29 protein-coding genes are annotated in these 22,757 nt (G+C 58.3%); 26 read left to right on the forward strand and 3 right to left on the reverse strand.

Going from position 1 to position 22,757, the window contains the following annotated elements; all coding sequences use genetic code 11:
* The first annotated feature begins 21 nt into the window (after positions 1 to 21).
* The 4 genes from HYN24_RS07070 to HYN24_RS07085 are packed head-to-tail and all read left to right on the forward strand — an operon-like array spanning position 22 to position 2,967.
* Complete coding sequence (locus tag HYN24_RS07070) at positions 22 to 1,026, forward strand: RluA family pseudouridine synthase (RefSeq protein ID WP_117608592.1); 1,005 nt, start codon at positions 22 to 24, stop codon at positions 1,024 to 1,026.
* A complete protein-coding gene (locus tag HYN24_RS07075; RefSeq protein WP_117608593.1) occupies positions 1,023 to 1,673 on the forward strand; it encodes an HAD family hydrolase in 651 nt (216 codons plus the stop codon). The genes HYN24_RS07070 and HYN24_RS07075 overlap by 4 nt, the downstream gene beginning before the upstream one ends.
* Positions 1,652 to 2,002, forward strand: a complete 351-nt coding sequence (locus HYN24_RS07080; RefSeq protein ID WP_117608594.1) for a Rieske 2Fe-2S domain-containing protein — start codon at positions 1,652 to 1,654, stop codon at positions 2,000 to 2,002. Before HYN24_RS07075 ends, HYN24_RS07080 begins: the two co-directional genes overlap by 22 nt.
* A gap of 2 nt (positions 2,003 to 2,004) precedes the next feature.
* On the forward strand, positions 2,005 to 2,967 hold the full coding sequence (locus HYN24_RS07085) for a S49 family peptidase (protein WP_117608595.1): 963 nt from the start codon (positions 2,005 to 2,007) through the stop codon (positions 2,965 to 2,967).
* A gap of 1 nt (position 2,968) precedes the next feature.
* Here HYN24_RS07085 and HYN24_RS07090 read toward each other — a convergent pair whose 3' ends face one another.
* Positions 2,969 to 3,676, reverse strand: coding sequence for an SAM-dependent methyltransferase (locus HYN24_RS07090; RefSeq protein WP_117608596.1), 708 nt, complete (start codon positions 3,674 to 3,676; stop codon positions 2,969 to 2,971).
* Positions 3,676 to 4,257, reverse strand: coding sequence for a nucleoside triphosphate pyrophosphatase (locus HYN24_RS07095; protein ID WP_117608597.1), 582 nt, complete (start codon positions 4,255 to 4,257; stop codon positions 3,676 to 3,678). The genes HYN24_RS07090 and HYN24_RS07095 overlap by 1 nt, the downstream gene beginning before the upstream one ends.
* A gap of 53 nt (positions 4,258 to 4,310) precedes the next feature.
* Between HYN24_RS07095 and HYN24_RS07100 the strand changes: the two genes are divergently transcribed.
* The 9 genes from HYN24_RS07100 (at position 4,311) to HYN24_RS07140 (ending at position 10,870) form a co-directional block, all read left to right on the forward strand.
* Positions 4,311 to 4,856 carry a DUF177 domain-containing protein gene (locus HYN24_RS07100; RefSeq protein ID WP_240327754.1) on the forward strand — a complete coding sequence of 182 codons (546 nt, stop codon included), beginning with the start codon at positions 4,311 to 4,313 and terminating at the stop codon, positions 4,854 to 4,856.
* Positions 4,857 to 4,876: 20 nt separating this feature from the next.
* Positions 4,877 to 5,056 (forward strand): 50S ribosomal protein L32, encoded by a 180-nt coding sequence (gene rpmF / locus HYN24_RS07105; protein ID WP_117608599.1) that lies wholly within the window; start codon positions 4,877 to 4,879, stop codon positions 5,054 to 5,056.
* A gap of 53 nt (positions 5,057 to 5,109) precedes the next feature.
* Complete coding sequence (gene plsX / locus HYN24_RS07110; protein ID WP_117608600.1) at positions 5,110 to 6,138, forward strand: phosphate acyltransferase PlsX; 1,029 nt, start codon at positions 5,110 to 5,112, stop codon at positions 6,136 to 6,138.
* The gene (locus HYN24_RS07115) at positions 6,139 to 7,098 is read left to right on the forward strand and encodes a beta-ketoacyl-ACP synthase III (RefSeq protein ID WP_117608601.1); all 960 of its coding nucleotides are present in this window, start codon (positions 6,139 to 6,141) and stop codon (positions 7,096 to 7,098) included.
* A 16-nt stretch (positions 7,099 to 7,114) separates the two neighbouring features.
* On the forward strand, positions 7,115 to 8,041 hold the full coding sequence (fabD, locus tag HYN24_RS07120; RefSeq protein WP_117608602.1) for an ACP S-malonyltransferase: 927 nt from the start codon (positions 7,115 to 7,117) through the stop codon (positions 8,039 to 8,041).
* A 3-nt stretch (positions 8,042 to 8,044) separates the two neighbouring features.
* The gene (fabG, locus tag HYN24_RS07125) at positions 8,045 to 8,785 is read left to right on the forward strand and encodes a 3-oxoacyl-ACP reductase FabG (RefSeq protein ID WP_117610241.1); all 741 of its coding nucleotides are present in this window, start codon (positions 8,045 to 8,047) and stop codon (positions 8,783 to 8,785) included.
* A gap of 74 nt (positions 8,786 to 8,859) precedes the next feature.
* A complete protein-coding gene (acpP, locus tag HYN24_RS07130) occupies positions 8,860 to 9,096 on the forward strand; it encodes an acyl carrier protein (protein WP_066883607.1) in 237 nt (78 codons plus the stop codon).
* 76 nt (positions 9,097 to 9,172) lie between these two features.
* Entirely contained in the window at positions 9,173 to 10,408 is a 1,236-nt protein-coding gene (fabF, locus tag HYN24_RS07135) for a beta-ketoacyl-ACP synthase II (RefSeq protein ID WP_117608603.1), read from the forward strand.
* 24 nt (positions 10,409 to 10,432) lie between these two features.
* Positions 10,433 to 10,870: a protein YgfX gene (locus HYN24_RS07140; RefSeq protein WP_117608604.1), complete on the forward strand. Its 438-nt coding sequence runs from the start codon at positions 10,433 to 10,435 to the stop codon at positions 10,868 to 10,870.
* Here the strand turns inward: HYN24_RS07140 and nadB are convergent.
* A complete protein-coding gene (nadB, locus tag HYN24_RS07145) occupies positions 10,845 to 12,425 on the reverse strand; it encodes an L-aspartate oxidase (protein WP_117608605.1) in 1,581 nt (526 codons plus the stop codon). The genes HYN24_RS07140 and nadB overlap by 26 nt on opposite strands.
* A 171-nt stretch (positions 12,426 to 12,596) precedes the next feature.
* On the opposite strand from nadB, the gene rpoE reads away from it, so the two are divergent.
* From rpoE to nagZ, 13 genes are read left to right on the forward strand one after another with little or no spacing between them, the layout of a single operon-like run.
* Entirely contained in the window at positions 12,597 to 13,196 is a 600-nt protein-coding gene (rpoE, locus tag HYN24_RS07150) for an RNA polymerase sigma factor RpoE (protein ID WP_117608606.1), read from the forward strand.
* A gap of 2 nt (positions 13,197 to 13,198) precedes the next feature.
* Complete coding sequence (locus HYN24_RS07155) at positions 13,199 to 13,633, forward strand: SoxR reducing system RseC family protein (RefSeq protein ID WP_117608607.1); 435 nt, start codon at positions 13,199 to 13,201, stop codon at positions 13,631 to 13,633.
* A 24-nt stretch (positions 13,634 to 13,657) separates the two neighbouring features.
* Entirely contained in the window at positions 13,658 to 15,079 is a 1,422-nt protein-coding gene (locus HYN24_RS07160) for a DegQ family serine endoprotease (protein WP_117610242.1), read from the forward strand.
* Positions 15,069 to 15,314 (forward strand): glutaredoxin family protein, encoded by a 246-nt coding sequence (locus HYN24_RS07165; protein ID WP_117608608.1) that lies wholly within the window; start codon positions 15,069 to 15,071, stop codon positions 15,312 to 15,314. The genes HYN24_RS07160 and HYN24_RS07165 overlap by 11 nt, the downstream gene beginning before the upstream one ends.
* A gap of 60 nt (positions 15,315 to 15,374) precedes the next feature.
* Entirely contained in the window at positions 15,375 to 17,165 is a 1,791-nt protein-coding gene (gene lepA, locus HYN24_RS07170; protein WP_117608609.1) for a translation elongation factor 4, read from the forward strand.
* Between the two features lie 8 nt (positions 17,166 to 17,173).
* Entirely contained in the window at positions 17,174 to 17,962 is a 789-nt protein-coding gene (lepB, locus tag HYN24_RS07175; RefSeq protein ID WP_117608610.1) for a signal peptidase I, read from the forward strand.
* A 9-nt stretch (positions 17,963 to 17,971) separates the two neighbouring features.
* Positions 17,972 to 18,322 carry a DUF4845 domain-containing protein gene (locus tag HYN24_RS07180; protein ID WP_117608611.1) on the forward strand — a complete coding sequence of 117 codons (351 nt, stop codon included), beginning with the start codon at positions 17,972 to 17,974 and terminating at the stop codon, positions 18,320 to 18,322.
* 3 nt (positions 18,323 to 18,325) lie between these two features.
* Positions 18,326 to 18,994 (forward strand): ribonuclease III, encoded by a 669-nt coding sequence (gene rnc, locus HYN24_RS07185; protein WP_117608612.1) that lies wholly within the window; start codon positions 18,326 to 18,328, stop codon positions 18,992 to 18,994.
* Positions 18,991 to 19,875: a GTPase Era gene (gene era, locus HYN24_RS07190; RefSeq protein ID WP_117608613.1), complete on the forward strand. Its 885-nt coding sequence runs from the start codon at positions 18,991 to 18,993 to the stop codon at positions 19,873 to 19,875. The genes rnc and era overlap by 4 nt, the downstream gene beginning before the upstream one ends.
* Positions 19,872 to 20,600: a DNA repair protein RecO gene (gene recO / locus HYN24_RS07195; RefSeq protein ID WP_117608614.1), complete on the forward strand. Its 729-nt coding sequence runs from the start codon at positions 19,872 to 19,874 to the stop codon at positions 20,598 to 20,600. Before era ends, recO begins: the two co-directional genes overlap by 4 nt.
* Positions 20,597 to 21,352 (forward strand): pyridoxine 5'-phosphate synthase, encoded by a 756-nt coding sequence (locus tag HYN24_RS07200; RefSeq protein ID WP_117608615.1) that lies wholly within the window; start codon positions 20,597 to 20,599, stop codon positions 21,350 to 21,352. The genes recO and HYN24_RS07200 overlap by 4 nt, the downstream gene beginning before the upstream one ends.
* Entirely contained in the window at positions 21,349 to 21,726 is a 378-nt protein-coding gene (gene acpS, locus HYN24_RS07205) for a holo-ACP synthase (RefSeq protein WP_117608616.1), read from the forward strand. Before HYN24_RS07200 ends, acpS begins: the two co-directional genes overlap by 4 nt.
* Entirely contained in the window at positions 21,723 to 22,742 is a 1,020-nt protein-coding gene (nagZ, locus tag HYN24_RS07210) for a beta-N-acetylhexosaminidase (RefSeq protein WP_117608617.1), read from the forward strand. The genes acpS and nagZ overlap by 4 nt, the downstream gene beginning before the upstream one ends.
* The last annotated feature ends 15 nt before the right edge of the window (positions 22,743 to 22,757 follow it).

A 22,757-nucleotide genomic window follows, 5' to 3' on the forward strand; every position in this document is an offset into this window, starting at 1 on the left:
ACGCAGGCAGTATATTAGAAAATGACCGGCCCAGGTAACAATTCAGTCAGCCATTTGATCATTGGCGAAGAAGAAGCAGGACAGCGCCTCGACAACTTTTTGATCAGGCACTGCAAGGGCGTCCCGAAGAGCCATGTCTACCGGATTCTGCGCTGCGGCGAAGTACGGGTGAATAGCGGTCGGGTCGACGCAACCTACCGTCTGTGCAATGGCGACAAGGTCAGAATTCCACCCATCCGGATTGCCGAGCGGCCTCAGAATGAGGTGGATGAAGCGGCCAAGACGCGGGTCGATCTGCCGATCATCTACGAAGACGAGGCCATGCTGGTTATCGACAAGCCGGAAGGCATCGCTGTCCATGGTGGCAGTGGGGTCAGTTTCGGTGTTATCGAAGCCTTGCGTCGGCAACGGCCACAGGCCAAGTTTCTCGAACTGGCCCACCGGCTGGACCGGGAAACCTCCGGGGTGCTGCTGGTCGGCAAGAAGCGGCTGGCGCTCACCGCGCTGCACGACATGTTCCGCGAGCACGGGGCAGGCGCCGACAAGCGTTATCTGGTGCTGGTCAAGGGGCGCTGGATGAACAATACTCAGCACGTCAAATTGCCCCTGCACAAATATCTGACAGAGGGCGGCGAGCGGCGGGTTTCGGTCAATCCCGAAGGCAAGGCGGCGCATACCATCTTCCGCCTGCTGGCCCGCTGGCCGGACATGAGCCTGCTTGAAGCGCAACTGAAAACCGGGCGCACCCATCAGATTCGCGTGCATCTGGCGCATCTCGGCTTTCCCATTCTGGGCGACGAAAAATATGGTGATTTCGTCCTCAACAAGAATCTCAAGCGCGACGGCCTTAAACGCATGGCCCTGCATGCCTGGCGAATGGTTTTTCGCCATCCGCTGACGGGGGCACCGCTGGAATGTATCGCGCCGTTACCGGACAGTTTTGGCGGCTATATTGCGGCGGTCGATGTCAGAACTGACCGTCAATTTACGGCCGACAATCTCGAAGAAATACTGAGCGATCAATGAAATACGAACTGGTAGTCTTTGACTGGGATGGCACGCTGCTCGACTCGGCCGGTGCCATCGTTCATGCCATTCAGGCCTCGGCCCGGGATCTCGGGTTGGCCGTCCCGGATGACGCCCGGGCCCGGCACGTCATTGGGCTCGGACTGGCCGATGCCTTGCGCCATGCCGTGCCAGATCTGCCGGCCGACGGGACGGCAGCGATGGTTGAGCGTTATCGTTTTCACTATCTCTCCGGGGACCATGGTCTGACCCTGTTCAAAGGTGTTCCGGAAATGCTCCAGCGCCTGCAGGCGGCCGGACACATCCTGACGGTGGCTACCGGCAAGAGTCGCCTAGGGCTTGAGCGGGCCTTCGATCACTCGGGGTTGCGTCCCCTTTTTCAGGCTTCGCGCTGTGCCGATGAATGCCATTCCAAGCCGCATCCGCAAATGCTCGAAGAGTTGATGGCGGAGTTTGGTATCGCTGCCGAGTCGACCATCATGATCGGTGACACCTCGCATGATCTGCTGATGGCAAGCAACGCCGGTGTCGACAGCCTGGCGGTGACCTACGGTGCCCATCCCCACAACCACCTGCTGGAACACAAGCCGGTGGCCTGCCTGCATACTGTTCAGGAACTCGACAGGTGGCTGCAGGACTTCGCCTGATTTGTGCCAGCCAGGACGTGGTCGAGGCCGGCGCGGGCTTTCGCTTTACGGTCAAACGTTACGACCAGGAGGTTCCGGCTTTCGTCATTCGCTTTCGTGGGCAAGTTCATGGCTATTACAACGAATGCGGCCACGTTCCGGCCCAACTCGACTGGCTGCCCGGCGAATTCTTCGATCATTCCAAGCTATACTTGATCTGCTCGGTTCATGGCGCACTTTATGCTCCGGAGTCGGGTAGATGTCTCGGTGGACGTTGTCAGGGGAAAGGTTTGAAGCCCCTGAAAATGCACGAGATCGACGGACAGATTTTTTTTACACCAAGAAAATAAACATGGATAGCCCCCAACCGCCCAACAACGATTCCGCCTGGGAGCGGAAAACCCTGGAAAAACTGGTGTTTGCCGCTCTTGACGAGCAGCGCTCCCGTCGCCGCTGGGGCATCGCCTTCAAGACCCTCGGTTTTGTGTATCTGCTGGCGGTGCTTATTGCTGTCGTCGATTGGGGTACCGGTGCCGAGCACCAGGAGCGCCACACGGCGCTGGTCAGCCTGCATGGGGTGATCGAGGCAAAGGGCGAGAGCAATGCCGAGAATGTCGTTGCCGCGCTGAACAGTGCCTTCGAGGAAAAGAACGTCGCCGGTATCATCCTGCGCATCAATAGTCCGGGCGGCAGCCCGGTACAGGCCGGGATCATCAACGACGAAATTCGCCGTCTGCGCGGCAAGCACCCGGACAAACTGCTCTATGTCGTGGTTGAGGACATGTGTGCTTCCGGCGGCTATTACGTGGCTGCTGCTGCGGACATGATCTACGTAAACAAGGCCAGCATTGTCGGCTCGATCGGCGTGCTGATGGACGGCTTTGGCTTTACCGGCACGATGGATAAGGCCGGTGTCGAGCGCCGCCTGCTGACGGCTGGCGAAAACAAGGGCTTCCTTGACCCGTTCTCGCCCCAGGCGCCGCAGCACAAGGCGCATGCCCAGACCTTGCTTAACGATATTCACCAGCAATTCATTGATGTCGTGAAGACCGGGCGCGGCAAACGCCTCAAGGAAACGCCGGAAATGTTCTCCGGCCTGATGTGGACCGGGGCCCAGAGCATCCAGTTGGGTCTGGCCGACGATTTTGGTAGCGTCGATTCAGTAGCACGCGATGTGATCAAGGCTGATAAGGTCCTTGATTATTCGGTCAAGGACAATATCGCCGAACGGTTTGCCAAGCGCCTCGGGGCCAGTACCTCGGCTGGATTCTGGAAGGGTTTTTCGGAAAGCGCGGCTGGCGTCAGTCTGCGTTAGCCTAGGCCAGCAACAGGAAAACCGTCGGACGCCGCTCGATTTCGGGCGGCGTTTGTTTTTTCCAGCCAGCGATGGAGCGGGTCAGGACCGATTCTCCCGGCAAGGTCAGGTCGGTTGCCACGGTGAGTCGGGTTGATGGCTGGCAGGCCTGCAGAATGGCATCGAACATCGCCCGGTTGCGGTAGGGTGTTTCGATGAATAATTGCGTTTGCTGGCGCTTTTTCGATTCGCTCTCGAGATCGCGCAGCATTTTCGTGCGATCTGCGTCCTTGGCCGGCAAATAGCCCTGAAAGGCGAAGCGTTGGCCGTTCAATCCCGATGCCATCAGGGCAAGGAGGAGGGAGGAGGGGCCGATGAGTGGTACAACCCGAATGTTTTCCTGTTGTGCCAGGGCGACCAGATTGGCGCCGGGATCGGCGACTGCCGGACAGCCGGCTTCTGACAGCAAGCCAACGTCGTGACCGGCGCGCAGCGGTTCGAGCAAGCGATCCAGTTGGTTTGCCTTGGTGTGCTCGTTGAGTTCCTGCAGTTGCAGTTCCTGCAGAGGGAGGTCGGTGCCGGCGGCTTTCAGGAAGGCGCGTGCCGTCTTGGCCTGCTCGACGACAAAGTACGTCAGGGGCCGGACGGCAGCCAGAACATTGGCTGGCAGGGATTCCTGCGGTGCTGTCGGGCCGAGCGGTACGGGAATCAGGAAAAGGGTGCCGGCCATCAGAGAACCGCCACGCCCTGGTGGCGCAACATGTCGCAGAGGGCAATCAGGGGCAGGCCGACCAGCGCATTGGGATCGTCGCCACGCATGCTGCTGAGCAGGGCGATGCCGAGTCCTTCTGACTTGGCGGAACCGGCGCAGTTGTAGGCCGGTTCGCGTTGCAGATAATTTTCAATTTCCTGGTCGCTCAGGTCTCTGAAGGTGACCAGCATGGGGACGCCGCGAACCTGTGCCTCCCCGGTTTGGGCGTTGAGCAAACAGAGGCCGGTATAGAAATTGACGGTTTTTCCGGACAGGGCGCGCAATTGCTCAACGGCACGGGCGTGTGTGCCCGGCTTGCCGTAGATCTTGCCGTCGACCGTTGCCACCTGGTCGCTACCGATGATCAGTGCATCGGGGTGGCTGGCGGCCACCGCTCTGGCTTTGGCTTCCGACAGCCGCAAGGCAATCTGTTCGGGTGTTTCACCGGGCAGGGCGCTTTCGTCGGTTTGTGGATTGGCAACGGTGAAGGGAAGGCCGAGGCGACCGAGGAGTTCGCGGCGGAATGGGGAAGTTGAGGCCAGAATCAGGTTAAGCGACATAAACATCCGTTACAACAAAGCCTTGCATTGAACACTTCAAGAAGCACTTTGTTTTGACTTGGAAAGCCAAAAATAATATCATTCAATGTTTAAGTCGCAACAGATCAAGATTGAAAAGGATTTCGGACGCTTTCGCATTTGCCCGTGATGGTCGTGTTCTCGAGGGAACGCTGGCTGTTGAGGGCCTTGAACGCCTGCATGATTTGCTGGCCGAGATCAGTGGAGAGGTTTCTTTCCAGTTGACCGGGTTCAAGGGTGATGGTGGAGAGCCCATGCTGCATCTGGAGGTTTCGGGAATCATCCCGCTGGCCTGTCAGCGTTGCCTGGAAGCCGTGCCTTGCGATCTTGATGTCGATGCTTTGCTGGAACTCGTTCCGCTTGGTGCCGATTTGTCGCAAGACGAACTGGAAGACGACACCCGGGATTTCCTGCCGGTGGAACGCGAACTGGATGTGGTCGAGTTGGTTGAGGATGAAATCCTCCTCGCCCTGCCAGTGGCGCCGCGGCACGAAAAATGTGGTTTACCTGGTGCGGCCGATGCTGGCGAGCGGATCAATCCGTTCGCGAAATTGTCCGGGCTAAAAGGTAAGCCGAACTGATTTTTTTGGAGTAACACAAAATGGCCGTTCAACAGAACAAAAAGTCCCCGTCCAAGCGTGGCATGCACCGTGCTCATGATTTCCTGACCGCTCCCCCGCTGGCTGTCGAGCCGACCACCGGCGAAGCCCACCTGCGTCACCACATTTCGCCGGCCGGTTTCTACCGCGGCAAAAAAGTCGTCAAGGGCAAGGGCGAGTAATCGTTCAATGAAGGGCAGGCGGTTCTAACGAGCCGCCTGCCTTTTATTTTGCCATGACAACCCGCATTGCCATTGATTGCATGGGGGGTGACCACGGTCCGTCAGTGACGGTGCCGGCGGCCATTCAGTTTCTTGCGGAGCATCCGTCAGCCAATCTCGTCCTGGTCGGTCAGGAAGAAGTGTTGCGCCCGCTGCTCGGCAACCATGTCAACGATTCACGCATCCGTCTTGTTCACGCCTCCGAAATCGTTGGCATGGATGAGTCGCCGGCGCTTGCCTTGCGCAATAAAAAAGATTCGTCAATGCGGGTGGCCATCAATCAGGTCAAGTCCGGCGAGGCCGATGCCTGCGTTTCGGCTGGCAATACGGGCGCCCTGATGGCGATCTCCCGCTTTGTCCTGAAAATGCTGCCGGGTATCGACCGGCCGGCGATTTGCGCACCCTTGCCAACCGTCAATGGCCACACGCACATGCTCGATCTGGGTGCCAATGTCGATTGCGGGCCGGAGCATCTGCTGCAGTTCGGGATCATGGGCGCCATGCTGATTTCGGCCATGGAGCACAAGGATCAGCCGACGGTGGGCATTCTCAATATTGGCGAAGAGGACATCAAGGGCAATGAAGTGGTCAAGGCTGCGGCCGGGCTGCTACGCGCCTCTGGTCTGAATTTCATCGGCAATGTCGAGGGTGATGGGATCTACAAGGGCGAAGCCGACGTCATCGTATGCGACGGTTTTGTCGGCAATGTCGCCCTGAAGACCTCGGAAGGCCTGGCCCAGATGCTGGCGTCGTCGCTGCGCGAGGAATTCAAGCGCAACTGGCTGACCAAGATTGCTGCCCTGATCGCCATTTCGGTGCTCAATAACTTCAAGCGGCGTTTCGATCATCGTCGCTACAACGGTGCCATCCTGCTCGGTCTCAAGGGTGTTTCGGTCAAGAGCCACGGCTCGGCCGACGTGCTGTCCTTTGGCAATGCCATCTCACGTGCCTATGACGCGGCTGAAAACCGCGTTGTCGAGCGTATTTCCAGTCGTCTGGCGCAAATGGCGCCGAATCCGGCTGTCGTCGTGGAGAATGTCTGAATGTATGCACGCCTGATCGGTACGGGTAGTTATCTGCCGGGCAACCCGGTCAGCAACGACGACCTGGCAACTCGCGGGATCGATACCAACGACGAGTGGATCGTTACGCGTACCGGCATTCGCAGCCGTCATTTGGCGACGCCGGGTACGACGTCGAGTGAACTCGGCCTGATCGCCGCGCAACGGGCTCTGGAAATGGCTGGTATTGCCGCCGCCGAGCTTGATCTGATTGTTGTCGCTACGTCGACCCCTGATTTCATCTTTCCGAGCACGGCTTGCCTGATTCAGGCCAAGCTGGGCAACAAGGGCGCTGCTGCCTTTGATGTTCAGGCTGTTTGCGCCGGTTTTACCTACGCCTTGGGCATTGCCGAGAAGTTCATCGCCTCGGGGAGCCACAAGAAGGCGCTGGTGATCGGTGCGGAAGTCTTTTCGCGCATCCTCGACTGGAACGATCGTGGCACCTGCGTCCTGTTTGGCGATGGTGCCGGCGCTGTCGTACTGGAAGCTTCGGAAAAGCCCGGTATTCTCGCCACGGCGATGCATGCTGATGGCAGCCAGAATGGCATCCTCAACGTGCCCGGCCAGATTTGCGGCGGCCAGGTGACCGGTGACCCCTTCCTGCGCATGGATGGTCAGGCTGTCTTCAAGTTCGCCGTGCGCGTACTGGCCGACATCGCCGAAGAAGTTTGTCAGATTGCCGGCATGCAAACCAGCGATATAGATTGGCTGATCCCGCATCAGGCCAATATCCGCATTATTGAAGCCACTGGCAAGAAATTGGGTGTTGATCGCAACAAAGTGATCGTTACCGTTGATCGCCATGGCAATACGTCGGCCGCCTCGGTGCCGCTGGCACTTGATGAGGCCGTGCGTGACGGGCGTATCCAGCGCGGCCAGAAGGTGTTGGTCGAAGGCGTGGGTGGTGGCTTTACCTGGGGCGCAGCCCTTTTTGAATTCTGATCCAGGAGACGAATTGATGTCTTTTGCCTTCGTATTTCCCGGCCAGGGCTCGCAGAGCGTTGGCATGATGGCCGCCTACGGCGATGCCGCCGTAGTCCGTGCAACCTTCGACGAAGCCTCGGCTTCCCTCGGTGACGACCTCTGGGCAATGGTTGCCGACGGTCCGGCCGAAGCGCTGACGCAGACGGTGAATACCCAACCGGTCATGCTGACGGCCGGAATCGCTGTCTGGCGCCTGTGGTGCGAAAAGGGTGGCAAGAAGCCGGCCGTTGTTGCCGGTCACAGCCTCGGTGAATATTCCGCATTAGTCGCCGCTGGCGTCATTGCTTTCAAGGATGCCGTGCCGCTCGTTCGTTTGCGCGCCGCCGCCATGCAGGAAGCCGTGCCGGTTGGTACTGGGGCGATGGCCGCCATTCTTGGCCTGGATACCCCGGGAATCGTCGCCGCCTGTGCTGAAGCAGCTCAGGGTGATGTGGTCGAGCCAGTTAATTTCAATGCCAACGGGCAGACCGTTATTGCCGGTCACAAGGCCGCTGTAGAGCGTGCCATGGATGCCTGCAAGGCGCGTGGCGCCAAGATGGCCAAGGCCTTGCCGGTCTCTGCGCCGTTCCATTCCTCGCTGATTCGTCCGGCCGCTGACAAACTGGCCGCACGCCTTGCTGAATTGACGTTGAATGCACCGCAAATCCCGGTTATCAATAATGTCGATGTGGCCATCGAAAATGATCCGGCGGGCATCAAGGATGCCTTGATCCGCCAGGCCTACAACCCGGTCCGCTGGGTCGAGACCATTCAGAAGATGGCCGCCATGGGCATCACGACCGTCGCCGAGTGTGGCCCGGGCAAGGTGCTGGCTGGCCTGACCAAGCGTTGTGCCGATGGGGTGGCCGGTGTCGCCCTGGCCGATGCTGCTGCCATTGACGCCAACCTGGGTCTGGAGTAAATGATGCTGAATGACAAGATCGCTCTGGTAACGGGCGCAACGCGCGGCATTGGTCGCGCCATTGCCCTTGAACTGGGCAAGCAGGGTGCCACGGTAATTGGTACGGCGACCAGCGATGATGGCGCTGCCAAAATTTCGGCTTATCTGGCCGAAGCTGGTGTCAAGGGCAAGGGTATTGCACTGAATGTTTGCGACGTTGCCCAGACCGACGCTGCTCTCGCCGAGATTGCCAAGGAATTCGGGGCCATTACCGTTCTCGTCAATAACGCCGGCATCACCCGCGATAATCTGAGCATGCGCATGGGCGACGACGAGTGGGACGCCGTCATCGACACCAATCTGAAAGCGGTGTTCCGCCTGTCACGCGGTGTCATGCGTGGCATGATGAAGGCGCGCTTCGGCCGTATCGTCAATATCACCTCGGTCGTTGGCTACTCGGGCAATCCGGGTCAGGCCAATTACTGTGCGGCCAAGGCCGGCGTGGCCGGGATGAGTCGTTCCCTGGCACGCGAACTGGGCAGTCGCAACATCACCGTCAATTGCGTCGCACCGGGTTTTATCGCCACCGACATGACGCATGCGTTGACCGAAGAACAGAAGCAGGCCATGCTGGCGACCATTCCGTTGGGTCGTGTCGGCACGCCAGAAGATATCGCCGGCACGGTCGGCTTTCTCGTATCCCCGGCTGCGGCCTATATCACGGGCACAACTGTGCATGTGAATGGCGGCATGTTCATGGATTGATTTCCAGAAGCCCCGGGCTTTTGGTAAACTAGTAACGTTTTTTTTCGTACCCCTGAGGGGAAGGAGTTTTTCTAATGGATAACATCGTAGAGCGCGTCAAGAAGATCGTCGCCGAACAACTGGGCGTGAACGAAGCGGACATCAAGAACGAGTCCTCTTTTGTGGACGATCTGGGCGCGGATTCCCTGGACACCGTTGAACTGGTCATGGCACTGGAAGAAGAGTTCGAGTGCGAAATCCCTGACGACCAGGCTGAAAAGATCACCACGGTCCAACAGGCTGTCGATTTCATCCTCGCCAACAAGAAGTAATCACCTTCTTTCTGGTTGACCCAGGCAAGGCCGGCCCCCATGGCCGGCCTTGCTACATTTGCTTTCGGAGTGCACCTTGGCGCGTCGCAGAGTCGTTGTAACCGGTCTGGGCATCGTGAGCCCGGTCGGAAATTCCGTCGAAGAAGCCTGGCAGAACATCATTGCCGGCCGTTCTGGTATCGCTGCAGTTACCCGATTCGACACCTCCACTTTCCCCGTCAAGTTTGCCGGCGAGGTGAAGGATTTTGATATCACCCAGTACATTTCCGCCAAGGATGCCCGCCGCATGGATAAGTTTATCCATTACGGCCTGGCAGCTGGCATGCAGGCCGTGCGTGATGCCGGTCTGGATAAGGAGGGTGCTGCCGATCCCGAGCGTGTCGGTGTCGCCATTGGTTCCGGTATTGGCGGCTTGCCGCTGATCGAGGAAACCAAGGACGAATACATTGCCGGCGGTGTGCGCAAGGTTTCGCCTTTCTTCGTCCCCGGTTCGATCATCAACATGATCTCCGGCAACCTGTCGATTGAATACGGTTTCAAGGGCCCGAACCTGGCCATTGTCACGGCGTGCACCACGGGTACCCACTCGATTGGCGAAGCCGCCAGAATCATCGAGTACGGTGATGCCGACGTGATGATTGCCGGTGGCGCTGAGTCGACCGTATCGCCACTCGGCATGGGCGGCTTCAGTGCGGCCCGTGCGCTGTCTACGCGCAACGACGATCCGACAACAGCCAGCCGGCCCTGGGACAAGGACCGTGATGGTTTCGTGCTGGGCGAGGGTGGTGGCGTTCTGGTGCTCGAAGAGTACGAACACGCCAAGGCTCGCGGTGCGAAGATCTATGCCGAGTTGGTTGGCTACGGCATGAGTGCCGATGCCTATCACATCACCGCGCCAAACATGGACGGTCCGCGCCGCTCGATGGTCAATGCCCTGAAGAATGCCGGTATCCAGCCTTCCGACGTGCAGTACCTGAATGCCCACGGCACCTCGACGCCGCTCGGCGACAAGAATGAGTCGGATGCCGTGAAGGCAGCCTTCGGTGATCACGCCTACAAGCTGGTGGTCAATTCGACCAAGTCGATGACTGGCCATCTGCTCGGTGGCGCCGGTGGTATCGAATCTTTGTTCACGGTGCTGGCGATTCATCACCAGATCTCGCCGCCGACCATCAATATTTTCAATCAGGATCCGGAATGTGATCTCGATTACTGTGCCAATGTGGCACGGCCGATGAATATTGAATACGGTCTGAAGAACAACTTCGGCTTCGGCGGTACCAACGGCTCGCTGGTTTTCAAGCGCGTCTAAGTCGGTTCAGCAGGAAAACGAACGGTGCAGTTTCCGATCACCATCGGACTGAACCGTTCGCGCATTCTGGATGTCATCCTGTGTCTGATCGTCATGCTGGCAGTCGTCTCCAGCCTGGCTTATCAGACATCAGCTCTGATCTGCGCAGGGCTTATTGCGGCAATCCTGATTTTGGCGACCCTGGCCTGGCGAGCCCTGGCTCCCACCATCAAGGCCATCCGTCTCGAGCGCAATGGCGATATATTGATGGCGCGTGCCGGTCAGCACGATTTTGCTCTGGTTTGCCCGGAGCCGGGCGCGACCATTCATCCATGCCTGACCGTTATTCGCCTGCGCACAGCTGAGGGGCGTACCGACACCTTGTTGGCGAGCATTGACAGCGTCAGCCAGGCTGATTTCCGGCATCTGCGCATGTTCATGCGCTGGCAGGCGAATTTCAGCGGCCCGGACGCCGCCGCCTGAGCACGGTATTTTTTGCCTTGCTGACCGTTTCCGGAAAATCCCGGGAAAAGTGCAGGCCACGGCTTTCCTTGCGCTGCATGGCACAGCGCACGATCAAATCGGCCGTGACAACGAGGTTGCGCAACTCAATGAGGTCATGGCTGACCCTGAAGTTGGCATAAAACTCTTCGATTTCGCGCATCAACAGGCCAATGCGATGCTTTGCCCGCTTCAGGCGCTTGGTGGTGCGGACAATGCCGACGTAGTCCCACATGAATCGGCGCAGTTCGTCCCAGTTGTGGGAAATCACCACTTCTTCATCGGCATCGGTGACCCGGCTTTCGTCCCACAGCGGCAAGGCGGGGATTGGGGTGTCTTCCTTCGCCAGAATGTCCTTGACGACCGCTTCGGCAAACACCAGACATTCAAGCAGGGAGTTTGAAGCCAGGCGATTGGCACCGTGCAGCCCGGTACAAGAGGCCTCTCCAGCCACGTAGAGCCCGGCCACATCGGTCCGTCCATGCAAGTCGCTGACAATGCCGCCACAGGTGTAGTGGGCAGCCGGGACCACTGGGATGGGTTCCTGTGCGATGTCGATGCCGAGTTCGAGGCAGCGGGCATGAATATTGGGAAAATGATTACGGATGAAGTCCTCGCCCTTGTGGGAAATATCGAGGAAAACACAGTCCAGGCCACGCTTCTTCATCTCGAAGTCAATGGCGCGGGCGACGATGTCACGCGGTGCCAGTTCGGCCCGATCATCGTGTTCAGGCATGAAGCGTGTGCCATCCGGGAGACGGAGCAGGCCACCTTCGCCGCGTACCGCTTCCGAGATCAGAAACGACTTGGCCTGCGGGTGGTAGAGGCAGGTCGGATGAAATTGAATGAATTCCATGTTGGATACCCGGCAACCGGCCCGATAGGCCATGGCAATGCCGTCGCCGGTCGAGGTGTCGGGATTTGTCGTGTAGAGATAGACCTTGCCGGCGCCGCCGGTCGCCAGCAGTGTATTGGCCGCTCCGATGGTTTCCACTTCACCGTCGCGATTATTCAGGACATAGGCACCAAAACAGCGCTTTTCCCCGGTACCCAGTCGGTCGCCGGTAATCAGGTCGATGGCGATATGGTCTTCAAGGACCGTAATGTTGGGGTTAGCCCGGACTTTTTTCGTCAGCGTATCCTGCACCGCGCTGCCTGTTGCATCGGCCACATGGATCACTCGACGGGCGCTATGACCGCCCTCGCGGGTCAGGTGGTAGCCGAGGTCGTCCTTGGTAAACGGTACGCCTTGATCGATCAGCCATTCGATGGCATGCCGCCCGTTTTCGACAACAAAGCGGGTTGCCGCTTCATCATTCAGCCAGGCTCCGGCAATCAGCGTGTCCTGAATGTGCGCCTCAATCGAGTCTTTGCTGTCGAGGACTGCGGCAATGCCACCCTGTGCCCAGCCTGATGCGGAGTCTTCAAGGCTGCGCTTGCTGACCAGCACGACCTGGCAAGCGGACGACGCCAGGCGCAAAGCGGCCGACTGGCCGGCCAGGCCACTGCCGATGATTAGGACATCGAATTTCTGCACGCTGTTCTCTGTAGGAGTTGTTTTGGGGCAAATATAGCATGCAGAAAACGATTCATCCGGTTACAGATAGTCACAATTAGGGATAAATACCTATCTGCTGGCAAAAATAGGCTGCGCTATACTTGTGCCATAAAGAAAGCAACAATCAACCCCCCAGGGAAAACCAGAGCCATGAGTGAGCGCGAGATCGATCAAGTACTGGTCGAGCGGGCGCAAGGCGGAGATAAGCACGCCTTCGACCAATTGGTAAGCAAATACCAGCGCAAGCTGGGGAGATTGCTGTCGCGTTTCATTCGCGATTCGGCAGAGGTCGAGGATGTCTGCCAGGAGGCCTTTATCAAGGCTTATCGTGCTTTGCCATCGTTCCGGGGTGATAGCGCCTTTTATACCTGGCTGTACCGCATTGGTATCAATACGGCCAAGAATTATCTGGTTTCGCAGGGACGGCGGGCGCCGACCACGACGGAGTTTGACAACGACGAGGCCGAGAGCTTTGACGATGCTTCACAACTTCGTGACATCAACACGCCTGAAAGTCTGCTTTTGACGAAACAGATTGGCCAGACGATCAACGCGGCGATGGATGCCTTGCCGGAGGAGTTGCGCACCGCCATTGTGTTGCGCGAGATTGATGGCATGTCCTATGAAGAAATTGCCGGCATCATGGATTGCCCCATTGGCACCGTGCGCTCCCGAATCTTTCGGGCTCGCGAGGCAGTAGCGGCAAAGCTGCGCCCCTTGCTCGACACGACATCAGACAAACGTTGGTAACCATGAGTACAGAACAAACCACCATTCAAGCAATCGTACGTACTCTTGACGGCCAGCACGCCCATGTCGAGGTCGAATCGGGTGGCTGCGGACGCTGCCATGAGGAGGGGGGCTGCGGTGGCCAGCATCTGACCCAGATGTTTTGTGGCGGGGCAAAAACCTACGATGTTGAAAATACCATCGGGGCCAATGTCGGCGACCGCGTGACGGTCGCCATCGCCGCTGGCAACCTCAGGCGCAGCGCAAATCTGGCCTATGTTCTGCCGTTGGTCGCGGCAATTGGCGGGGCGGCATTGGGTGCTTCGTTCGGAGGCGACTTGAGCGCCATTCTCGGGGCCGGAATCGGGCTGACCGTCGCCTTTATCTATGCCGCGCGCCGCTCACGCGACCACACTGGAAATCTCGCTGAACGCCCACATATTGTTTCCCGTTCCTGATCGAATACGGAGGTAATGTTGTCCATGAAGCGCCTGATCGCCTTTATCACCATTTTCTTCATTAGTTCTCTGGTTCTTGCCCAGACGCGCGGTTTGCCAGATTTTTCCGAACTGGCTGAAAAACAGGGGCCTGCCGTCGTCAATATCAGCACCACCCATGTCGTGCGCGGCCAGTCCCAGATGATGCCCTTTCCGTTCGATGAGAACGATCCCGCCTTTGAATTCTTCAAGCGTTTCGTGCCGCGCAATCCGGGTGGCACCATGCCCCGTGACTTCGAGAACAAGTCGCTGGGGTCGGGTTTTATCATCAGTGGCGATGGCTACATTTTGACCAACGCCCACGTCGTCGACGGGGCCGACGAAGTTACCGTTCGCCTGACCGACAAGCGGGAATTCAAAGCCAAGACTATCGGTGCCGACAAGCGCACCGATGTCGCGCTGATCAAGATCGAGGCGAGTGGCCTGCCGGTCGTCAAACTAGGCGATCCGGCGCAACTCAAGGTGGGTGAATGGGTGGTGGCCATTGGTTCGCCTTTTGGCTTCGACAATTCGGTCACCGCCGGCATCGTTTCGGCGAAAGGCCGTTCCTTGCCCCAGGAAAACTACGTTCCATTCATCCAGACAGACGTGGCGATCAATCCCGGCAACTCGGGTGGTCCGCTGTTCAACATGCGGGGAGAGGTGGTCGGTATCAATTCGCAGATTTATAGCCGGAGTGGCGGTTACATGGGGCTTTCATTCGCCATCCCGATTGATGTGGCGATGGAAATCCAAAACCAGTTGCGGGCGTCGGGCAAGGTCAGCCGGGGACGCCTTGGTGTTGTCATCCAGGAAGTCAGCAAGGAACTTGCCGAATCGCTCGGTCTGGGCAAGCCGATGGGCGCGGTGGTGAATTCCGTGGAAAAGGGTGGCCCGGCCGAAAAGGCGGGTATTGAGGCGGGCGACGTCATCCTCAAGTTTGACGGAAAGACCATCAATAACTCCGCCGACCTTCCCCGCATGGTGGGCATCACGCGGCCTGGAACGCGCTCCACGATTCAGCTGTGGCGCAAGGGAGCAAACCGCGAAATCGCTGTGGTCATTGGCGAGGTTCCCGATGAAAAGCAGGCCGTTGCCAAGCCGCAACGCAACGGGAAAGGGCCTGAACAGGCGGCCAATCGTCTCGGTCTGGTGGTCAGCGAATTGACGGCCGATCAGAAACGCGAACTCAAAATGAATGGCGGCTTGCTCATCGAGGATGTTCGCGGTGCTGGTGCGCGCACCGAACTGCGGCCGGGCGACATCATCATTGCCGTCATCAGCAAGGGAGCGACTACCGAAGTCAAATCCGTCGATCAATTCAACAAGTTGCTCGCCCAGTTCGAGAAGGGCAGCAATGTGACATTGCTGATCCGGCGCGGCGAAATGCAGACCTTCATCACCATCAAGGGTCTCAATGGCAATTGACCTGACCCTGATGAGCCGCGGCTACTGCCACCTCTGTCACGATATGGAGGTGGCGCTCAAGCCGCTGGCTGACGAATTTGGTTTCTCGGTAACGGTTGTGGACGTTGATGCCGACCCTGTTCTTGAAGCCAAGTACGATGAGTTGGTTCCCGTCCTGCTGCATGGCGAGACGGAACTGTGCCACTACTTTCTGGATGAAGCCAAAACCCGTGAATATTTGGCTGGAATCCGCTAAAATTCAGGGTCTTCTGAAAAGGGAAGGGGCGCCGGACAGCGCCCTTTTTTACTGGCATCAATGGATCATATAAGAAACTTCTCGATTATCGCGCACATCGATCACGGCAAATCAACGCTGGCCGATCGCATCATTCACCTCTGCGGCGGCCTGTCGGATCGCGAAATGGAAGCGCAGGTGCTCGATTCGATGGATATCGAACGTGAGCGCGGTATCACCATCAAGGCACAGACTGCAGCGCTCAACTACAAGGCGCGCGATGGCAAGGTTTACAACCTGAACCTGATCGATACACCGGGACACGTCGACTTTTCCTACGAAGTTTCCCGCTCCCTGTCGGCCTGCGAAGGCGCCTTGCTGGTGGTCGATGCCTCTCAGGGCGTCGAGGCCCAGACGGTGGCCAACTGCTACACCGCACTTGAGCTTGATGTCGAGGTCGTGCCGGTACTCAACAAGATCGACCTGCCCTCGGCCGACCCCGATAATGCCCGCCAGGAAATCGAGGACGTGATCGGTATCGATGCCTCTGAAGCCGTTCTGGCGTCGGCCAAGACCGGCCTTGGCGTCGAGGATATCCTGGAAGCGGTTGTCGCCCGCATCCCGCCCCCCAAGGGCGATCCCGATGCGCCACTCAAGGCGCTGATCATCGACTCGTGGTTCGACAACTATGTCGGCGTCGTCATGCTGGTTCGCGTCGTCGATGGCATCCTTCGCCCCAAGGACAAGTTGCTCTTCATGGCGACCGGCGCCCAGCAACTGTGCGAGCAGGTTGGCGTGTTCGCTCCTAAATCGACGTCACGCGAGGCTTTGCGGGCTGGTGAGGTGGGCTTCGTCATTTCCGGTATCAAGGAACTGCAGGCAGCCAAGGTCGGCGACACGATCACCCGCGTGGATTCCAAGGCTGCCGCAGCGCTGCCCGGTTTCAAGGAAATCAAGCCGCAGGTCTTTGCCGGGCTGTACCCTGTTGAATCCAACCAGTACGACTCGCTGCGCGAATCGCTCGAAAAGCTCAAACTCAACGATGCCTCCCTTCATTACGAGCCGGAAGTCTCGCAGGCCCTTGGTTTCGGCTTCCGCTGCGGCTTCCTCGGGTTGCTGCACATGGAAATCGTCCAGGAACGTCTGGAGCGCGAGTTCGACCAGGATCTGATCACCACTGCGCCGACCGTCGTCTATCAGGTTGTCTTGCGCGACGGTTCCATCGTCGAGGTCGAAAATCCGGCCAAGCTGCCCGATATCACCAAGACCGAAGAAGTACGCGAGCCGATCATCACGGCCACCATCTTTGTGCCGCAGGATTTTCTTGGCAATGTCATTACCCTGTGCAACCAGAAGCGCGGCACGCAAGTCGACATGCACTACCATGGTCGCCAGGTAAAGGTGGTCTATGAAATGCCAATGGCCGAAGTGGTCATGGATTTCTTCGACAAACTCAAGTCCTGTTCGAAGGGCTACGCCTCGCTTGACTACGACTTCAAGGAATATCGTGCGGCCGATGTGGTCAAACTCGACATCCTGATCAACAGCGAGAAGGTCGACGCCCTGTCGTTGATCGTGCACCGCACTAACGCGCAATATCGTGGCCGCCAGCTGGCGAGCAAGATGCGCGAACTGATTCCGCGCCAGATGTACGATGTGGCGATTCAGGCGGCCATCGGCTCGCACATCATTTCGCGCGAAAACGTCAAGGCGATGCGCAAGGACGTGCTGGCGAAGTGTTATGGCGGTGATATCTCGCGCAAGAAAAAGCTGCTGGAAAAGCAGAAGGCCGGCAAGAAGCGCATGAAGCAGGTCGGCAGCGTTGAAATTCCGCAGGAAGCCTTCCTGGCTGTGCTGCGGGTCGATAACTGAGAATACCGATGAACTTTGCCCTGATTCTATTTGTGCTGCTGGTCGTCACCGGTGCCCTCTATGCCCTCGACGTCCTGAAATTCAGGAAGCTGCGCGCCAAGAACGCCAGCGAGCCGCTTTGGGTGGAGTGGGGTGCCAGTTTCTTCCCCGTCATCCTGATTGTGTTCGTCCTCCGCTCCTTCCTTTTCGAGCCATTCAAGATTCCTTCCGGCTCGATGATTCCGACTTTGTTGGTCGGCGACTTCATCCTCGTCAACAAATTCACCTATGGTATTCGTCTGCCGGTGATCAACAAAAAGATCATCAGCATCAACGACCCGCAGCGCGGTGATGTCATGGTTTTCCGCTACCCGGAAGATCCTTCGCTCGACTACATCAAGCGTGTCGTCGGTGTGCCCGGCGATACCGTCAGCTATCAAAACAAGCGTCTGAGCGTTAACGGGCAAGCCGTTCCCACGCACAAGATGGCCGACTATCTGCATCCCGAGCGCCTCTATTATTCCGAGCAGTTCCTCGAACAGTTCGGTGATACGGAACATCGGATTCTTAACGATGGCGACGCCCCGGCCTTTATTCCCGATGCAGCCCGCTTTCCGCACCGCGAGAATTGCACTTACAATGCAGCAGGCGTGACGTGCAAGGTGCCGGATGGTCATTACTTCATGATGGGTGACAATCGCGACAACAGCCGGGATAGTCGCGCCTGGGGTTTCGTCCCCGAAGCGAACATTGTCGGGAAGGCATTCTTCATCTGGTTGAATTTCAGCGATATCAGCCGGATCGGTTCATTCAGGTAAGGGGAAAAGATGAAATATCAACGTGGCGTTGCCCTGGGCGGGCTGATGTTTTGGAGCGTTGTCATCATTCTGGCTGCCGTCCTGATCCTGAAGGTGGCACCCACCTTCATCGACTACCAGAAGGCGGTCAAGGACATCAAGGCAACTGCGGCCAAGGTTGGCCCGGAATCGACGGTGGCCGATGTGCGCAAGGCGTACGAAAAATTCGCCGAAATCGATATGCTTGATCTTCCGTCCAGCCAACTCGATATTTCCAAGGATGGCGGCCGGATTGTCATCGAGTTTTCCTATGAAAAGCGTATACCCCTGTTCTGGAACGTCAGCCTACTGATCGACTACAAGGGGTCGTCTGCGGGATAAGCAATGACCGCATTGTCTGTCGCCCGACAACTTGGCCATACGTTTTCCGACCCGCTTCTCCTTCGGACCGCGCTGACCCATCGCAGCTTCGGTGTCCCGAACAATGAGCGCCTTGAGTTTCTCGGCGATGGCATTTTGGACTGCGCCATTGCCGCCGCCTTGTTCCATCGCTTTCCCGATCTGCCCGAGGGTGATCTGTCGCGCCTGCGGGCCAATCTGGTCAATCAGGAAGCACTCCACCAACTGGCGCTTGGCCTGAATATCGGCGACGCCCTGCGTCTGGGCGAAGGCGAACTGAAGAGCGGCGGGGCGCTGCGTCCATCGATCCTGGCCGATGCGCTGGAAGCACTATTCGGCGCCATTTATCTCGATGCTGGTTTTCTCGCTGCGCAGACGGTTATCGATAAGCTCTACGCCCCCCTGCTGGCCAAGTTGAAGCCTGGCGAGTTCCAGAAAGATGCCAAGACGCGCCTGCAGGAGTGGCTGCAGGGGCGCAGGAAGCCGTTGCCCCGCTATGAACTGCTGGAAGCCACCGGCGCTGCACATGAGCAGCGCTTCGAGGTGGCTTGCCAGATCGAATCTCCGCCCCTGCGTACCATCGGTCAGGGCTCAAGCCGGCGTATTGCCGAACAGGTTGCTGCCGACAAGGCACTGAAAGAACTCACCGCATGAAAAAATACCGTTCCGGTTACATCGCCATCGTCGGTCGTCCCAACGTCGGCAAATCGACTCTGCTCAACAAGCTGATTGGCGAAAAGATCAGCATCGTTTCGCGCAAGGCCCAGACGACGCGTCACCGGATTACCGGCATCCTGACCAAGGATGATGCCCAGTTTGTTTTTGTCGATACCCCTGGTTTTCAGACCAAGTACTCGAATGCCCTGAACCGCGCGATGAATCGCGGCGTAACGCAAACCCTGAGCGATGTAGACGTTGTCATTTTCGTCGTCGAGGCCGGGCGCTACGATGCCAAGGACCAGGCTGTCGTTCGGCTGCTGCCGAAGGACCGGCCGGTCATTCTGGTCGTCAACAAGACTGATCTGCACAAGGACCGGGGCGCGTTGATGGCTTTCCTGGCAATGGTTGCCGCCGATCACGACTACGCCGCGATCATCCCGATCAGTGCCGCCAAGGGCCGGCAGACCGACGACCTGCTCAAGGAGGCCAGCAAGCATCTGCCGAACGAAGGCCTGATGTTCCCGGAAGACGACCTGACCGACAAGAGCGAGCGTTTTCTCGCCTCCGAATACATTCGCGAGAAGGTCTTTCGCCTGCTCGGCGACGAACTACCGTATGCGACGGCCGTCGAAATCGAGAAGTTTGAAACCGAAGGCGACCTGCGCCGTATTTTTGCAGCCATCGTCGTCGATCGTGAAGGCCACAAGGCTATCGTTATCGGCAAGGGGGGTGAGCAGCTCAAGCGCATCGCCAGCGAAGCACGCCAGGATATGGAGCGCCTGTTCGATGGTAAGGTTTATCTTGAAATCTGGGTCAAGGTGAAGTCGGGCTGGAACGATGACGAGCGCCTGCTGAAGAGCCTCGGTTACGAATGAACCTGCGCAGCAAAGTCGACGGCCAGCCGGCTTACGTTCTGCACAGTTATCCCTTTCGGGAAACCAGCCTCATCGTCGAAGTGTTTTCCCGTGATTTTGGCCGCATGGCGCTTCTGGCGCGCGGCGCCCGCCGGCCGCGCTCGGCCATCCGGGGGTTGCTCATGGCCTTTCAGCCGATCGAAATCGGCTGGGCCGGCAAGGGCGAAGTGCTGACCTTGATGAAAGCCGAATGGCAGGGCGGGCAGCCTTTGCTCGCCGGCCAAGCCCTGTTCTGCGGCTATTACCTCAACGAACTCCTGATGCACCTGTTGCCGCGCGAAGATGCCCATGAGCGGTTGTTCGCCCACTATGCCCAGATGCTGTCCCGGCTGGCTGCCGACCCGACGGGCAAAGTCCGCGAGGCCGATCTGCGTTGCTTTGAGAAAGCCCTCCTGCAGGAACTCGGCTACGGTCTGACCCTCAATCACGACAGTGCCGGCAAACCGATCCTGGCTGAAGCGTTTTACACTTACCGCATGGAGCAGGGGCCGGTGCGACTTGAGCACGACGCGGCGGCGACCCAGGTGATCATTGGCAAGACCTTGCTCGATCTCGAGGCAGAGGATTTTTCCGATCCACGTTCGCGCTTTGAAAGCAAGGCGCTGATGCGGACCTTGATGGCCTATTACCTGGCTGGAAAAGAACTGGAAACACGCAAGATATTCAAGGAGTTGCAAGAGCTATGATCGAACTAGGCGTCAACATCGACCACGTGGCGACGATTCGCCAGGCCCGCCGGACGTACGAACCCGATCCCGTCTGGGGGGCTGTCGAAGCCCATCTCGGTGGGGCCGATGGCATTACCGTGCATTTGCGCGAAGACCGCCGCCACATTCAGGACGCCGATGTCCGGCGTTTGCGCGAATCGACCCAAATCAAACTCAATCTCGAAATGGGCGCGACGGATGAAATGGTGGGTATCGCCTGTGACCTCAAGCCGGAAATGGCCATGCTGGTACCTGAGGGGCGTCATGAAGTGACGACCGAAGGCGGTCTCGATATCCTGGCGCAGGAAGCGCGGTTAAAGACCGTTATCGCGCGTCTGGCCGATGCCGGCATCGTGACCAGCGTCTTCATCGATGCCGAAGTCGCGCAAATCGAGGCGGCTGCACGGATTGGCGCCCGCGTATGTGAAATCCACACCGGGCCGTATGCCCATGCTTTTTACGATAAAGGGCGTGATGCTGAAGCGCCCGCCGTGCTGGCTGAAATCGCCAAGATCCGTCAGGCCGGGCAGGCGGCTCGCCAACTCGGCATGCGCTTCAACGCCGGGCATGCGCTGAATTACTACAATGTCCAGCCGATTGCCCGTCTGGCCGGTATTCGCGAGCTTCACATCGGCCACGCCATCATCAGTCGGGCTATTTTCGTTGGCCTGCGCGAGGCTGTTCGCGAGATGAAGGCCCTGATGCGCGAAACGGCGAATTCACCAGAATGATCTACGGCATTGGCACTGATATTGTCGCCGTTGCCCGCCTGCGTGGCATGTGGGAGCGCCATGGCGACAAAGCCCTGGAAAAACTGCTGACGCCGCAGGAAATCTCGGAGTTTTCACTGGTTGCCGACAAAGGGCGTTTTCTGGCCAAGCGTTTTGCCGCCAAGGAGGCCTTCAGCAAGGCGCTCGGGACTGGCGTCCGGCCGCCGGCCACGCTGACGGCGCTCGAAGTTGGCCATGACTTGATGGGCAAGCCCTTTCTGGTCTTTCACGGCCCGTTGGCAGAACTGCTCGACAGCAAAAAACTGTCCGCCCATCTTTCGCTCAGCGACGAAGCCGAATATGCCGTCGCCTATGTCATTCTGGAGCACGCATGATGCATTTGCCGCTTGGCCCGCTGATGATCGACATTGCTGGTACCGAACTGACCCCCCTTGATCGGGAACGGCTCTGCCATCCGCTGGTTGGCGGGATCATCCTGTTTTCGCGCAACTATACCGATCCGGTGCAGTTGACGGCGCTGACCGCTGAAATTCACGCCCTGCGCACACCGGCGCTATTGATTGCCGTCGACCACGAAGGGGGCAGGGTACAACGCTTCCGTGAAGGATTTACCCGCCTGCCAGCGATGGCGAAGCTCGGCAAGTTGTGGGATGAGCAGCCTGAAGCCGCGCTTGCCGCTGCCCGCCAGGTTGGCTTTGTGCTGGCCGCGGAATTGCGTGCCCGTGGCGTCGATTACTCCTTTACGCCAGTTCTCGATCTCGACTACGGTCCGTCGCGGGTTATCGGTGACCGCGCCTTCCATCGCCTGCCGGCTGCCGTCATGGCACTTGCCGCCGCCCTCGGTGAAGGTCTGGGCAAGGCTGGTATGGGAAGCTGTGGCAAGCATTTTCCGGGACATGGCTACGTCATTCCCGACTCTCATCTTGAGTTGCCGGTCGATGATCGTCCCTTTGCAGAGATGCAGGAAGACATTGCGCCGTACCGCGTATTGCCACTGGACGGGGTCATGGCTGCCCACGTTATTTACAACTGCATGGATTGTAATACTGCCGTATTTTCAAATAAATGGATAAATTATTTGAGAAATAACATTAAGTTCAACGGGGTGGTTTTTACCGATGATTTGTCGATGGCTGGGGCTGGCGTCGTGGGCGGCATGTTGAATCGTGTCGACATCGCCTATGCTGCCGGTTGCGACATGCTCCTTGTTTGCAATGCGCCGGAGGTGGTCGGTGAGGTGCTTGAAAAGTGGCGTCCGGATGTTGATCCGCTGCGCGGCAAACGGGTCGAGGCCCTGATTCCCAAGTACCCGGCCATGACCTGGGAGGCGCTTCAGGCCGATACCGACTATCAGGCTGCCCAAAAAACCATTGCCGAATTGACGGTCTGAAATGCATTCGGGCAG

Origin of the sequence: Dechloromonas sp. HYN0024 (assembly GCF_003441615.1) — a bacterium.
Lineage (GTDB): Bacteria > Pseudomonadota > Gammaproteobacteria > Burkholderiales > Rhodocyclaceae > Azonexus.

Excerpts from the sequence above, each read along its gene's own strand:
- HYN24_RS07070 (WP_117608592.1), top strand. The coding sequence starts at position 22 with ATGACCGGCCCAGGTAACAATTCAGTCAGCCATTTGATCATTGGCGAA.
- HYN24_RS07075 (WP_117608593.1), top strand. The coding sequence starts at position 1,023 with ATGAAATACGAACTGGTAGTCTTTGACTGGGATGGCACGCTGCTCGAC.
- HYN24_RS07085 (WP_117608595.1), top strand. The coding sequence starts at position 2,005 with ATGGATAGCCCCCAACCGCCCAACAACGATTCCGCCTGGGAGCGGAAA.
- HYN24_RS07090 (WP_117608596.1), bottom strand. The coding sequence starts at position 3,676 with ATGGCCGGCACCCTTTTCCTGATTCCCGTACCGCTCGGCCCGACAGCA.
- HYN24_RS07095 (WP_117608597.1), bottom strand. The coding sequence starts at position 4,257 with ATGTCGCTTAACCTGATTCTGGCCTCAACTTCCCCATTCCGCCGCGAA.
- rpmF (WP_117608599.1), top strand. The coding sequence starts at position 4,877 with ATGGCCGTTCAACAGAACAAAAAGTCCCCGTCCAAGCGTGGCATGCAC.
- plsX (WP_117608600.1), top strand. The coding sequence starts at position 5,110 with ATGACAACCCGCATTGCCATTGATTGCATGGGGGGTGACCACGGTCCG.
- HYN24_RS07115 (WP_117608601.1), top strand. The coding sequence starts at position 6,139 with ATGTATGCACGCCTGATCGGTACGGGTAGTTATCTGCCGGGCAACCCG.
- fabD (WP_117608602.1), top strand. The coding sequence starts at position 7,115 with ATGTCTTTTGCCTTCGTATTTCCCGGCCAGGGCTCGCAGAGCGTTGGC.
- fabG (WP_117610241.1), top strand. The coding sequence starts at position 8,045 with ATGCTGAATGACAAGATCGCTCTGGTAACGGGCGCAACGCGCGGCATT.
- acpP (WP_066883607.1), top strand. The coding sequence starts at position 8,860 with ATGGATAACATCGTAGAGCGCGTCAAGAAGATCGTCGCCGAACAACTG.
- rpoE (WP_117608606.1), top strand. The coding sequence starts at position 12,597 with ATGAGTGAGCGCGAGATCGATCAAGTACTGGTCGAGCGGGCGCAAGGC.
- HYN24_RS07155 (WP_117608607.1), top strand. The coding sequence starts at position 13,199 with ATGAGTACAGAACAAACCACCATTCAAGCAATCGTACGTACTCTTGAC.
- HYN24_RS07160 (WP_117610242.1), top strand. The coding sequence starts at position 13,658 with ATGAAGCGCCTGATCGCCTTTATCACCATTTTCTTCATTAGTTCTCTG.
- HYN24_RS07165 (WP_117608608.1), top strand. The coding sequence starts at position 15,069 with ATGGCAATTGACCTGACCCTGATGAGCCGCGGCTACTGCCACCTCTGT.
- lepA (WP_117608609.1), top strand. The coding sequence starts at position 15,375 with ATGGATCATATAAGAAACTTCTCGATTATCGCGCACATCGATCACGGC.
- lepB (WP_117608610.1), top strand. The coding sequence starts at position 17,174 with ATGAACTTTGCCCTGATTCTATTTGTGCTGCTGGTCGTCACCGGTGCC.
- HYN24_RS07180 (WP_117608611.1), top strand. The coding sequence starts at position 17,972 with ATGAAATATCAACGTGGCGTTGCCCTGGGCGGGCTGATGTTTTGGAGC.
- rnc (WP_117608612.1), top strand. The coding sequence starts at position 18,326 with ATGACCGCATTGTCTGTCGCCCGACAACTTGGCCATACGTTTTCCGAC.
- era (WP_117608613.1), top strand. The coding sequence starts at position 18,991 with ATGAAAAAATACCGTTCCGGTTACATCGCCATCGTCGGTCGTCCCAAC.
- recO (WP_117608614.1), top strand. The coding sequence starts at position 19,872 with ATGAACCTGCGCAGCAAAGTCGACGGCCAGCCGGCTTACGTTCTGCAC.
- HYN24_RS07200 (WP_117608615.1), top strand. The coding sequence starts at position 20,597 with ATGATCGAACTAGGCGTCAACATCGACCACGTGGCGACGATTCGCCAG.
- acpS (WP_117608616.1), top strand. The coding sequence starts at position 21,349 with ATGATCTACGGCATTGGCACTGATATTGTCGCCGTTGCCCGCCTGCGT.
- nagZ (WP_117608617.1), top strand. The coding sequence starts at position 21,723 with ATGATGCATTTGCCGCTTGGCCCGCTGATGATCGACATTGCTGGTACC.